Genomic DNA, 13144 nt, shown 5'->3' with positions numbered 1-13144 from the left:
CTCTTCTGATAGCATATGCCCATACAAGTTTTTGGTTGCCTTATTTAGAATAGGTACTGATATCCTGCATTTCTAGCTGGATTAGCATTATTCAAACCGAAATAGTGGGGCCATATCCTCTCTTACGTGGTTCACAAAAAAGTAATCATTACTTGCCTTATCATATCGATAATCGTTTCTCCATTCATTTATGTTTAAGGTGATATCTCTTATGGCATTTACAAACAATAGGATTTCTTCGTTAGTCATAATCGGATGTAATGAGAAACGAACCCACCCTGGTTTCTCCGACAGATCTCCCTGATTAATCTGTTCAGAAATATGCTTAGAGGAAGGTTTATCAATGTGAAGAAGATAATGCCCGTAGGTCCCAGCACAGGAGCATCCACCTCTTACTTGAATCCCATACCGGTCATTAAGCAGGCGGACGATTAAATTATAGTGGATATTCTCAATAAAAAACGAAACAATACCCAGACGATCTTTTTTATGACCATCTAATAAATGAAGGCCGGGAATCTCTACTAATCTAGGTAATAAAATACTTAACTGTTCCTTCTCTCTTGTTAATATATTGTCCACACCCATTTGATTCTTCAAATTCAAACATAGGGCGGTCCGAATGGCTTGTAATATTCCTGGTGTCCCACCATCTTCACGCAGCTCGATGCTAGTATGATATTGATGCTCGCCCCATGGATTCGTCCAGGTCACAGTCCCTCCCCCGGGATGGTCTGGGACATGATTAGCATATAATCTAGTATCAAAGACCAAAACACCACTAGTTCCCGGTCCCCCTAAAAACTTATGAGGAGAGAAAAAGACGGCATCAAGTTTTTCCAAAGGATCCATTGGATGCATATTAATGGTCACATACGGAGCCGAAGCCGCAAAATCGACTATACAAATGCCACCATGTTGATGCATAATTTTTGCTAATTGATGGTATGGGGTTTGAACCCCTGTTACATTTGAGCATGCTGTAAACGAACCAATCTTCATTTTTCTATTCTTATATTGATGCAGCAGGTGAACAAGCCGGTTTTTGTCCACACCTCCATCCTCGTCTGGACTTAATACAACCACATCCCCCAGTGTCTCGAGCCAGGATGTCTGGTTTGAGTGATGTTCCATATGCGTAATAAAAATTACTGGTCGCTCATTTTCGGAAATCTGCAGCCGCCCTTTCCACTGTTCATGAACTCTAATTCCTAATAATCTCTGAAACTTATTCATCACAGAGGTCATTCCAAATCCATCCAGGATTAGGGCATCATGCTCGTCGGCGTTAACATGTTCCTTAATAATTTTTCTGGATTGATTATATATCCCTGTCATCATTAAACTAGTTATATTCGATTCTGTATGTGTATTTGCCATAAAGGGTCCGAATACCTCAGAAATTTTCTGTTCGATGGGTCGATAAAGTCGTCCGCTTGCCGTCCAGTCCGCATAGATGATTTTCTTTTTCCCATAGGGGGAATCAAACACTTGGTTCGTCCCAATCACTTGTGAGCGAAACGGTTGAAAATATTCTTCAAGGTTATCCGGGATCCGATAGGTTTTACTTCCAATATTAGCGGTGATCATTTGTTTCACACCTCACAATATAAATCTGTTATTAATATATGCAGGAATCTATAGCACGGTTTCTTTAACGAAATCTAAAAAGAGCAGCCTCCTATAAGGGCTGCCCCTCTGGTATTTCTCCAACTTAATTAAATTGTTTCATGTTTACATCATCAGACAAAAATCTTACATAATTCTTACGAATATGCTTTTTTTCAAATAAAAAAGCAGCCTCATCAATTGATAAGGCTGCTTTTGAGTTATAGGGGGATGAAATTACTTACTAATATGTAGTAATTTTCGCAGATTCTTTCCTTGTTACTTCTTCAATTTTTTGAATAAACATTTGAAAAACTCGCCTTTTCTCCTCTAGGTCTTTTATGTATTCTTTCAGTTGGTTATAGCTTTCTTCAAATGGTTTATGGTACATGTCACGAATTTTATCAATAATTTCCTCATTTACTGTCGATTGAATTACTTGCTTGGTAATCCCATATTTGTAAGAATAAACCTTTAATTCCTGTGCCACTTCATCATATTCATTTGCAATTTCAGTTAAGACAAGTGAAATATCATCTTTCCACTCATCTAGTGATTTTTGCAAGTAGGATTTTACCATTGTCTCTTCCATATAAACACCCGCCCTAATACAGTCTCGAATTATGTTTACACTATTATAACGTGGTTTGATTACATAGAGGTTTCGGCTAGTTTACATTGTCTTTTCAATAGCTATTTTTTTGAGTCTTTCTCCTTAATCACCTGAGTAATTGGATCCACACTGGTAATACTTTCTAGGTTATTAATACGTGGCAGATTTATTGGGATAAGAACTCGTATAAAATCAATAAAAAACTGTGCAAACGTTTGCCTCTTAAAAGTAATAGTTTTTAAATTTAGTCTATCTTCACTGCTTTTTCGAAATCATCGAGTGTAGTTGAATATTTTATATACGTTCGAGGTAAATAGTAAAGCTCGTTCTTAAAGCCTGTCATTGAAAATGGGCCTGGCGCTGTAGTCAGTCCATACCGATAATACTTTTTCGCTTCCGCCACCACATGTTCATTTGTATTACCATAGGGATAAGCTAGTGCAATAACGGGTTTCCCAGTTATTTGCTGAATTTTTTCTTTAGAATCTTTTAGTTCATATTTTAAGTTTTCCTCTTTGGTTAAATCTGGATGTGTAGCTGTATGTGACTGAATAGATATTAATCCTGAATTCGCTAACAATTTAAGATCTGCTTTAGATAAGCGGTTTGCCCTTCCTACGAAATCAGAAATCACAAAAAAGGTACCGGCTGGATGAAAACTTTTTGTTGTGAGTTTTTGAAAAATCGAATAGGCATTAAGATTATTTTTGTAACCATCATCAAAGGTGAGAAAGATTGGCTTTTGAACAGTTTTAATATCCTTCCAACGCTCGAAAGTTAATAAGGTATAACCATGTTCTCTTAAATATGCCATTTGTTTCTCAAAATTTTCTGGAGTTACATATAACTCCTTGAATCCAATACCGTTAAATTGAGCGATGGAATGATAAATTAATATAGGAATCTTTTGCTTAGCATAGACGCTTTTGGGAAGTCCTAAAATGAGAAGAGATAAGAATAGTAATAAAATCTTTTTCATAAAATTCCTCACTTTTTCGTTTTATATTTATCACCACCTATTATTCCTCCAAAATACCATTTCATTAAAAAACTGCGGACGCAGCATTTTCCGTTTGTTGAAAATCCAATCGAATTACAAAAACGCCATGAAACTAATATCCCCTCAAGGAATTACTGTCGCTATTAATTGATTGAACGATTCTATTTAATGTGACTCCCTTTAACAAAAAGTGGTAAACTAAAAACAACATTCTTCAAAAGGAGCGATTCATGACCAATTATAAAGTTTTATTTTTAGATATCGATGGTACATTACTGAGACCAGATGGTACGATTGAAGATTCAACAAAAAAGGCCATTTCAAAGGTTCAGGCTCAGGGCTTGGAAGTTTTCTTAGCTACAGGAAGGCCACTACATGAATTAGATGAACTCGCAAAAGAGTTAAATATTCACTCATTCATTGGTTATAACGGTGCATATGCCATTTATAAAGGTGAAGATATATTCCAGGAGCCTATGAAGAGCTCTACAGTTATGAATTTCTTAGAGATTGCTAAGGATAACCAGCATGAAGTGGTCCTGTATACGAATAATAAGAACGTTTTTACCAATGTAGATTCTGAGATCACAACGGAGTTTATGCACAAATTCCACTTACATAAAAATGAACCTTATTCTCCTTCAGTTAATAGTTCGATCTTAGGGATGACACTAATCAATCTAAAAAAAGATGACCCTATCCTTTACAATAAAGAAGAGGGAATCCATTTATCCCAAGTCAATGTCGAGGGAATGCATCATTGCTATGATGTAATCAGGGACAAAGTGAACAAAGGCTATGGAGTTCACGTAGTTTTGAAGCGGCTAGGCATCATTAAGGAAAGTTCGATTGCATTTGGAGATGGAATGAATGATAAGGAAATGCTTCAAAACGCGGGCGAAAGCTTTGTCATGGGGAACGGCCATCCAGACCTTTTTAAATACGCAAAGCATAAAACTACCAAGGTTACTGATTCTGGAATTTATAATGGGTTGAAAAAGCTTGGGTTGATGAATTGAGATAGGTAATAAATCATGATGCCATATAAAAAGTGCAGAGAATTTCAATTTAACTTGAAACAATCTGCACTTTTTTGCGCTTTAGATCTTTGTGAAAATTATCCCAAGTAGAGCAGTACATACACCGATCACTTGATATCTTTTTAATTTTTCTTTAAAAAGTAAAAACCCAGCTAGAACCACTACTAGACAATTTAAACTTACAATTGGAAACACGATACTTGCCGTTCCTGAATTAAGGGCATAGAAATAACTGCTATATCCTAAAATGCTAATTAGTCCAACAATGGATCCCACATTGGCTTCTGACCTCTGCCACTTTTCTTTTTTCAAGATACTGCAAATAGCTAAATAGACACTCCCCCCGCCATACATGGCAATGAGGATATCTAATGAATTTATTTGCAAATAGGATGTAGTTTTCATTAAAACCCCTAGTAAACCAAAAGAAAATATCGCAAGCCCAACGCGAATCATCCAAGGGAAATAATTTATTCCTCTATTATTACCAGATGAATACTGGATGGCCATGGCTGAGCCAAGCATAATTATGATTCCTACCCACTGAATCACTGTGATATGTTCATGAAAAAGAACGCCAGCACATACGATTGGAACTATTGTATTTGTTCCTACTAATGGCGATGTCAAACTAGCAGGGCCCTTTTCAAAGGCCTTTGACATTTGGATATTTCCGTTTGCATTTAATATTCCAATAAAAGCTCCTAGTAAAATGGTGATAAGATTCAAATGGACTGTCCCGTTTACAAAAGCAAATCCCAAAGTTAATAGGAATGCTACAAAATAGAAGAAGAACTGAATATGTACTTTCGACACTTTCTTCTCCGAGCTCCACTTGAAAATAGTATTATTAGTCCCAAAACAAACCATAGTAATAAAGGCCGCTGCAATCCACATGTTGGGTTCCTTCTTTCTACATCATTTCCACTCCATATAATAAACCTCTTTTCTAGTCTGCTCAATCGTTTTTTCGTAATAGATGCTCAATTTGCAAAATATTGTTGTTATTTCATGCTTTCCGTCTTGTTTTGATAGCTTTTGTCATCTAGCAGGAAAATGTGCTACCGAATGGTGAATTACTAACACAACGATGAATTATTTCCGAGCTAAATAGAAAGGAATGATTTTTATATGAAGTCCTATACCTTAAAAGAAGTAGCCAAAAAAATAAATACAACACCAGGCACCATACGTCAATGGGAAAAAGATTTAGTTGATTTACTAGAAATTCCACGTTCAAAACAAGGGGCCAGAATATGTACAGAAAGGGAGATTGAACAGCTAATAGAAATTAAACAACTATATGAAAAAAAGTTAAGTAAGGAAACAATCAGGAAATGGATGCAAAAAAAACTTCACCCTGAAAGTGAGGATGATCCCCAATTCCCCGAAGTTTCACAAGCGTTCATTGGTAATCAGAATTTCTCAGAATCTTTCGCAGTTTCCCAAAAGGTCATTGAAAATCAGAATGTCTCAGAATCTTTCGCAGTTTCCCAAAAGGTCATTGAGAATCAGAATGTCTCAGAATCATTCGCAGTTCCCCAAAAGGTCATTGAAAATCAGAATGTCTCAGAATCTTTCGCAGTTTCCCAAAAGGTCATTGAAAATCAGAATGTCTCAGAATCTTTCGCAGTTTCCCAAGAGGTCACTGAAAATCAGGATGTCTCAGAATCACTCGCTGTATCACTCAAGGCCATTGAAAATCTGGATATGAAAGAACCATCTATGGTCTCATTAGAGGTCATTTCGGACACAGCCAAACCGATAACCATCCAAGACGCTATAGATGCACATCAGTTTTTCGAGGCAATGGATACGTACAAGCAAAATTTCTTAAGCGACGTAAAAGATGAAATCCGGACGGTTGTTCGAAGAGAAGTACTAGATGAAGTAAAAAAGGAAATAAGGAATGGAACTTATACCACAGTTAAATCATTATCTGACTCGATATATAAATCATCTGCTAACACAAGAGCTGAGATTCAGGAGTTATCAGAGACTCTTGAAAAAGCCTCTGAACTATCAGCTGACTCATTACAGTACCTATCCAACAACATTGTTAACGCCTCTGTAGAGACTTCGCAAGAAATTTATACACTTTCCAAGCAGTTGTCAGAAACTTCCGAAGAACTATCCCACTATGTGGATGTTACCAATAACGAAATCTCAAGTCTAACTGAGGCAATGTCAAAAGAACGTGAATTTTTCCTTGAAGAGCGTAATCAGTACCGACATGAAATTTCGCAAAGAGAATTAGCCTTTCAACAAATGCTTAACAGTTATAGACATGTGGCAGCAACAAAAGAAAAGAAATGGTGGAAATTCTGGACTTAATACGAAAGTTTTCTTCGATTAGAACGACTCCCTTTTAAAGACAAAAAACAATAATTTCGTCACTCGTAGATTGGGGTTTACTTTATCAATGGAGGGATTCGAAATGAATACAAGTGAAGTAGCAAAATTATTAGGAGTATCTACAAGTACTATTCAGCGCTGGGTAAAACAGCTTGAACTTCCAATGGAAAGAAATGAGCGTGGTCATTACCATTTTAGCAGCGAGGATATAGAACTATTAAAAAAAATACACGAACAGCTCCAAAACGGAACACTAATCCAAGAAATAGTCCCATTAAAAGAGAAAAAAAATCCTCGAAAAGGTGCTGTTAAAGCGGTAAATGACAATCAAGCACTAGAAAAGTTATATTCAAAAGTCAGTGAATTGGAAAGTAATCTAAATTCAAAAGCAGATTCGGTTGCTACCTATCAACTCCTTCAGCATCGCCGTGAACTAGAGGATTTGCAAAATCTTGTAAAAGATTTATCGCAACAGGTAGAACAACTTCAAAAACAAATGAACCAACTAAAAATGACCTCGCAAATGGAAGAACCACTTGTATTTGATCACAGTAAAGTAAAAAGAAAAAAGAAAAATATTGTCAGCTCATTATTTGGGTTTTAGTTCGTTACAATTTTCTAATTTAAATACACAAAAAATAGCCGAACTGGTCCATACTAGTTCGGCTTTCATTACTACTCACTGTATTCATTTAAACTTTAAATTCGACAAGCGGTTGAGTATATTTTTTAATTAAATAACTTCCTAGAACGATACAGATCATAAAGGAAAGAACGAAAAGTAAAAGATAATTCCCTGAAACGGAGATGATACTTTTATTTGGTAGAATCTCTTGGAGCGATTTAATAATAAATCCATGAAGCAAATAGACATATAAAGTTCTTTCACCAATTTTCGTTACTTTAAATTGATTGGAAGGTATTAATGCTAAAAACCCAAATACAACTATTAATGTCAGCCCATATTGAAGTCCTCGCAACAGCCCATCGGCCAACTCTTTTTCCCCCATATTTGCATATGATGTATCGCCCAGAAGCCATGGCACCGCATCTTGAGGGAAACTGAACCCAAAGAAAATATAAGTCCCGATAATGATTATTATTCCAACTGGAAGTGAATATCTGGCCCGAATTACTTTCTTTAACTGATCACCATTTAGTAAAAACCCCAAGAGGAAATAGGGGAAAAATACAAATGTTCTTGATAGGCTTAAAAAACTACCCGCGTGATCAACAAAACCAATCGCGATTCCCAAGACAATGGCAATAAAAAAGCCCCTCCATCTTAACCTTGCAAAGAGATGTAGCAGTAAATTCCAAAAAAACAAACTCATCAAAAACCAAAGCGACCAATGAGGATGTAAAAAATCAAATTCTATATTTTTTTCCTGCCCATTTAAATAATAATAAATGGAATAGATCATCTGAAAAATAAAATAAGGAAGTAATATCTTCTTGATAGACTTTATAAAGTAGCCTTTCTTTTTATAACCTTTCGCAAAGTATCCAGAGATTAGGATAAAAGCGGGCATATGGAATAGAAAAATAACTGTATATAAAGTGAAAAGGATCCCATCATGTTCCTTTAATGGACTTATGAGATGCCCAAAAACGACGAGAAAAATCAAAATGAATTTTGCATTATCAAAATATTTACTCCTTTTTGAAGCTGAAGCCATCATATCACCCCATAGGTTAATTCAATCAAAAAGGTATATTAATATTTTTTCAAACCCTCACCATTTAATTCCCACGACCAATTCTCATAGTCGTTAACCAATCATAACAAAAGAACATTACAGGAATATGTATATAAATTAACTTTCTGTTGCATGGTTATTACGATTTTGAAATAATAATCTCATATACCTACGATTATATTACCACTTCACTCTTAATAAACCCTTAAAATTAAATGTTAAAAAAACAAAAAAAGGCCACTCCTTTTTTCGATAAGGAATGGCTTTTACTAATTCATAAAGTAATATCTACAAGATGGTTCCTGATGATTTCCTGATAATTCCCTCTTAATTCATCTTGTGAGATCCGAAGCGCTTTTGAAACGTGATAAAGATATTCATGGTCGCTTCGAAGCCAAGAAGAATAATTTCTTTTTAAATACCGTTCTGCATCCGCAAATTCAGAGAAAGACTGCTCCAATTTCTTCTTATTATGTATTATAGAAAAAGAGCCATCTCCACATGGAATGATATATGAACTTTCTCCTAACGGGTTCTGATAAGATGTTCCAACCTGTGAATCCTTAACATTAAATTCATTCCCATCTGCATCTGGTTTAAGTGGAATCGTTTCAAAAACATTTATTACAAACTTTTCAAACGCTTCCCTTGTCATTTCTGATCCAGAGGCTTTCGGATGCCCTCCTCCTCCGTACCTTTTTGCATATTCGGCTACATTTATTTCATCATGAATGGTTCGAAATCCCATCTTCTTTCCACCCATATTTAGAAGGACAATCATATCCAAATGCGGATATAAATTATTTAATTCATTACCTAGCTCTGATAAATATTGTTCGGCATGAACAATTCCAACACAGTAATCATCAATAAAAGTTTGAAGCAGTTGTCTACTTTTCGAATGGATGTAACGATGAATTTTTTGTTCCTCGATATCAAGTAGCATATGTTCCGTATCGGTCAATGCAAATGATTCATTATTTTCAGTCAACCTCTTTAACATTTCCTCCTCAAACAGTTCACGACTCATAATATAGAACAAATCATTTAATCGTTTGGCTGTTAAATTATTATTTTCATCCCACTCCCATGTGTCATATTGACGTACTAATTCGATAAATTCTTCAAGTGCTTTATTTCGTTCCATCATTTTGTGTTCAATTACGTAATCATAAAATAAAGAAGTTGCACAAGTCTTTTTTCCCGTCTCATACTCAGGAATTACACTCCCCCATTTGTATTGATTAAAATGCAAAGCAGTCACATGATGATCGATCATTTGAACTGGTTTTCCCTTTTGGAACCGCTCCTCGAGTTTTTTCTCGACCTGCTCATTTACAGCTAAATCAGTAATGTAGATTTCCACATTATTATTCTCAGGGTTTTTAATAACTGCTTCCACTCTTTGATTTAAATTTCGATAAGAACAGTAAAATATATTGGCCTTGTCTGCAAATGCCAGTTTCGCAATAAGTCCACAACCAAGACCATCAAGATCAATATCCGTAAAAATAATCATCCTATCTACCACCATCCATTTTTTGCTTCATAACGTATCGTTTGGTTTCAGCAAATTTTTTATGCAGGTTAACCTAGTTATGATTTAACATTAATCTTTATTTTATCATATAGAAAATAATACCACCTACCACTATGACCTGGTGATAGTAATCACAGACATATTAAAAATGACATGGTATGATGCATGGGAAGTTTCTAATACAAATAATGAAACGGGGTTATAATTTGAACTTTTCACAACTTAAAATAGGCCATATGAGACCTCAAGTTCCAATCATGCAAGGCGGAATGGGTGTCGGTATTTCTCTAAGCAAATTGGCTTCAGCTGTCGCAAATGCAGGCGGGATTGGGATTATATCTGGAACAGGGATTTCAACTGACGAAATGAGAACACATATAAGAAAAGCTAAAAGTCTGATCAAAGATGCAGGATACATTGGTGTAAATGTTCTATTCGCGGTGAATGACTTTGCTGAAAAAATGAAAGCAGCTCTAGAAGAAAAAGTTGACTTTATTATCTCTGGCGCTGGAATCTCACGAGATATGTACGCATGGGGAAGAGAAGCAGGAATTCCTGTTATCTCTATAGTCTCATCTGCTAAATTAGCCAGGATTTCCGAACGACTGGGAGCATCAGCAGTTGTCGTTGAAGGCTTTGAAGCAGGAGGACATCTTGGAACAGACCGCCCAATGTTTGATATCCTCCCAGAAATCGTTGAAGCGGTTTCCATCCCCGTTATTGCGGCAGGAGGAATCATGACTGGCGGCGATATTGCAAAAGCTCTTTCAATGGGTGCCTCTGGTGTACAAATGGGAACACGCTTTGTAGCCAGCGAGGAATGTGATGCCCCATTAGCTTTTAAACAAAAATATGTTGATTCAGGTAAAGAAGATTTGGTTTTGGTAAAAACAACCGTTGGTCTTCAGGGAAGAGCCATTAATAATAATTTTGCAAAATTAATTAGTGGAACAGATAAGCTAAAAATCGCTAAATGCATTGATTGTTTAAAGAATTGTTCTTACCGCTTTTGCACCATGGATTCTCTTTTGGTATCCATGAATGGCGATGCGGAAAATGGCCTTGTTTTTGCAGGGGCTAGAGTTGGAGAAATCAAAGATATTCTTCCCGTTCAAACAATCATTGATAATCTTACATTAGAATACAATCAGGCTATCTAGCATATTTAAAAGAGCCAACCGTCATACGGAAGGCTCTTTCCTGTTCCTGTTATGGTAAATTTCTGAATTTGTTCTCAATCGGTGTACGTGGCTTTGGCTCTGGGATTACAGCAGGATAGCCTACTCCCAGAACGCCAATAATATCATAGCCATCCGGTACACCAAGAATCCCCCTGTTTTTGGGCGTAATGCCAATCGATGACCAAAAGGTCCCAACTCCTTCTGCCCATGCCGCTAAATTAAAATTTTGGATAAAGCATGCAGTTGCCAGCGCATTTTCCACTGTTTCTATGGATGTCGCCCCGTGCTTGGATAAAATCATCATTACTATCGGTGCGTTTCCAAAATTTGTTTTATGATTTAACTTTTCTCTTGTCTCTGCTCCAATAAAATAAATTTCCCATGGTTCTGTCATGCGGTGATTTGGTGCCATTGCAGCAGCCTCTAGCCATGAGTGAAGTAGATTTTTGTCAATTTCATCAGGTTTGAATTTTTTTATGTTGCGCCGAGTTTTAATTAAATCAATAATTTTCAATCAATGACTCCCCTTTTATATTCATTTCGAAACCCATCGTAATATCTTATGTCTCTCCCTATATTTTGTACGTAAAAGTTTTAATTCGCCAGTTTATAATATCCCCGTTTTAAGCCATAATAGCAAAACCATAGTGATTGGACAAAGAAGAAAATCCCCCAAATAGGAGCTGGAATAAAACCTGTGATCCGTGCAAGATTTGCTGCATCCCCTGCTGATTGGGGCTGAAATATACTAATGAATAATATTTCATAAGCACTTTGTACTGAATCAACCAATAAAATTGATGCAATTAAAAGCAATAGGTTATCTCTAAAGTTTTGACTCCCTTTTATGAGTAATAAAAGAAATGCAACGGCAAATGAGCATAGCCAAAACAACCCGTAAGGATTCCTTACCCAAAAAATAAGATTTAAACCGATAAAACCTAGCAATATATCAATCAACACAATCTGCTTTTTCTTTCCAATTAGTAAAAATGAGACAAATGCCATAAAGGAGGAAAAGGTATACCCACCAAGGCTGGTAAGGAAGCTTCCCAACCAAGAAGACTGATTACTATATGTAGCCCCTTCGGAATTCATAAATAAAGATATTCTTTCTACATTACCCCCAAAAAGAGCAATCAAAGCATGACCTGATTCATGTATAAGGGTATTAATGACTTTGACATAGTTTCCTAGCAATGGCACATGTATTAAAAGAAAAGCAAACACGAGGAAAAAGAAAAACTTCGCACTGAATTTGTCTCGAACAAAGATCAAAATATAAATTCTCCTTTTTTTTAAATTATTTGCTAACTTCATTTTATCACGTTTCGTTATCACTATTACAAATTTCAACTCTGGATGGCTCCATTTAAAAAACTAGCAATCACTTAGATTGCTAGCTGCTTCAATTAACCTCTTTTTTCAACTTCAACTAGTTGTCCATCCTTCATTCGATAAATCCGATCACATAACGGGAGAATCTGTTCATCATGAGTGACAATAATGGCTGATTTATTTTGTTCCCATACGATTTTTGAAATTAGTTCAATAATAGCCATGCTTCGACTGGAATCCAAACTCGCTGTTGGTTCATCCGCTAAAATGATTTCAGGATCATTAATAAATGCTCTGGCAATTGCCACCCTTTGTTTTTCCCCGCCTGACAATTGGTGTGGATAAAACTTGGTACGATGCTCCATGCCGACTGCCATTAATATCTCATTTATTTTCCTTTTGCTTTTTTTTGTCCATTGATTGGCCATTTTTAACACAAGGCTTAACTGGTCTTCCACCTTCAAATAAGGCACTAAATTTGAAGTTTGAAAAATATAGCCTAGATGATTCAACCTTATATTTGCTTTTTCTGTGTCACTGAAGGAGGCAATATTGGTCCCATTTACGATTACCTTTCCATTATCAGGAGACTGTAAGGCACCGGCAATTGATAAAAACGTTGACTTCCCAGATCCGGAAGGTCCAATAACGGCAACGACCTCGCCCATTTTCAAACGAAATGATAAGTTTCTGACGATGTGATTTTCCTTATCGCCATCTTTAAATGATTTTTCCACATGTTCTAGAACTAAGGGTTCGATTACCATGG

The 13144-nt window shown here is 36.1% G+C and carries 13 protein-coding genes; 4 read left to right on the top strand and 9 right to left on the bottom strand.

The window, feature by feature from the left end:
• Nucleotides 1-87: 87 nt before the first annotated feature.
• From J7E66_RS05565 to J7E66_RS05555, 3 genes are all read right to left on the bottom strand, one after another.
• A complete protein-coding gene (locus tag J7E66_RS05565) occupies nt 88-1590 on the bottom strand; it encodes an aminotransferase class V-fold PLP-dependent enzyme (RefSeq protein WP_214998411.1) in 1503 nt (500 codons plus the stop codon).
• A 262-nt stretch (nt 1591-1852) separates the two neighbouring features.
• Entirely contained in the window at nt 1853-2200 is a 348-nt protein-coding gene (locus tag J7E66_RS05560; protein WP_088088565.1) for a hypothetical protein, read from the bottom strand.
• A gap of 265 nt (nt 2201-2465) precedes the next feature.
• Nucleotides 2466-3200, bottom strand: coding sequence for a polysaccharide deacetylase family protein (locus tag J7E66_RS05555; RefSeq protein WP_214998410.1), 735 nt, complete (start codon nt 3198-3200; stop codon nt 2466-2468).
• A 251-nt stretch (nt 3201-3451) separates the two neighbouring features.
• On the opposite strand from J7E66_RS05555, the gene J7E66_RS05550 reads away from it, so the two are divergent.
• Nucleotides 3452-4240, top strand: coding sequence for a Cof-type HAD-IIB family hydrolase (locus tag J7E66_RS05550; RefSeq protein ID WP_214998409.1), 789 nt, complete (start codon nt 3452-3454; stop codon nt 4238-4240).
• 81 nt (nt 4241-4321) lie between these two features.
• Here J7E66_RS05550 and J7E66_RS05545 read toward each other — a convergent pair whose 3' ends face one another.
• Nucleotides 4322-5158 (bottom strand): DMT family transporter, encoded by an 837-nt coding sequence (locus J7E66_RS05545; RefSeq protein WP_214998408.1) that lies wholly within the window; start codon nt 5156-5158, stop codon nt 4322-4324.
• A 234-nt stretch (nt 5159-5392) separates the two neighbouring features.
• Here J7E66_RS05545 and J7E66_RS05540 point away from each other — a divergent pair, with 234 nt between their 5' ends.
• Nucleotides 5393-6595 carry a MerR family transcriptional regulator gene (locus J7E66_RS05540; protein ID WP_214998407.1) on the top strand — a complete coding sequence of 401 codons (1203 nt, stop codon included), beginning with the start codon at nt 5393-5395 and terminating at the stop codon, nt 6593-6595.
• A 103-nt stretch (nt 6596-6698) separates the two neighbouring features.
• The gene (locus J7E66_RS05535) at nt 6699-7220 is read left to right on the top strand and encodes a MerR family transcriptional regulator (protein WP_214998406.1); all 522 of its coding nucleotides are present in this window, start codon (nt 6699-6701) and stop codon (nt 7218-7220) included.
• 88 nt (nt 7221-7308) lie between these two features.
• Here J7E66_RS05535 and J7E66_RS05530 read toward each other — a convergent pair whose 3' ends face one another.
• Both J7E66_RS05530 and J7E66_RS05525 read right to left on the bottom strand, forming a co-directional pair.
• Nucleotides 7309-8295 (bottom strand): acyltransferase family protein, encoded by a 987-nt coding sequence (locus J7E66_RS05530; RefSeq protein ID WP_214998405.1) that lies wholly within the window; start codon nt 8293-8295, stop codon nt 7309-7311.
• Between the two features lie 295 nt (nt 8296-8590).
• Complete coding sequence (locus J7E66_RS05525; protein ID WP_214998404.1) at nt 8591-9835, bottom strand: DHH family phosphoesterase; 1245 nt, start codon at nt 9833-9835, stop codon at nt 8591-8593.
• A 209-nt stretch (nt 9836-10044) separates the two neighbouring features.
• Between J7E66_RS05525 and J7E66_RS05520 the strand changes: the two genes are divergently transcribed.
• The gene (locus J7E66_RS05520; protein WP_214998403.1) at nt 10045-11016 is read left to right on the top strand and encodes an NAD(P)H-dependent flavin oxidoreductase; all 972 of its coding nucleotides are present in this window, start codon (nt 10045-10047) and stop codon (nt 11014-11016) included.
• Nucleotides 11017-11065: 49 nt separating this feature from the next.
• Here the strand turns inward: J7E66_RS05520 and J7E66_RS05515 are convergent, their stop codons facing one another.
• The 3 genes from J7E66_RS05515 to J7E66_RS05505 form a co-directional block, all read right to left on the bottom strand.
• Entirely contained in the window at nt 11066-11551 is a 486-nt protein-coding gene (locus J7E66_RS05515; protein ID WP_214998402.1) for a nitroreductase family protein, read from the bottom strand.
• Between the two features lie 80 nt (nt 11552-11631).
• Nucleotides 11632-12315, bottom strand: a complete 684-nt coding sequence (locus J7E66_RS05510) for a M50 family metallopeptidase (protein WP_214998401.1) — start codon at nt 12313-12315, stop codon at nt 11632-11634.
• A gap of 134 nt (nt 12316-12449) precedes the next feature.
• Nucleotides 12450-13142: an ABC transporter ATP-binding protein gene (locus tag J7E66_RS05505; protein WP_214998400.1), complete on the bottom strand. Its 693-nt coding sequence runs from the start codon at nt 13140-13142 to the stop codon at nt 12450-12452.
• Nucleotides 13143-13144 lie beyond the last annotated feature (2 nt).

This window comes from Bacillus sp. ISL-7 (assembly GCF_018613065.1).
The sequence above is the reverse complement of the archived record's forward strand: the minus strand, read 5'-3'. Positions and strand labels throughout refer to the sequence as shown.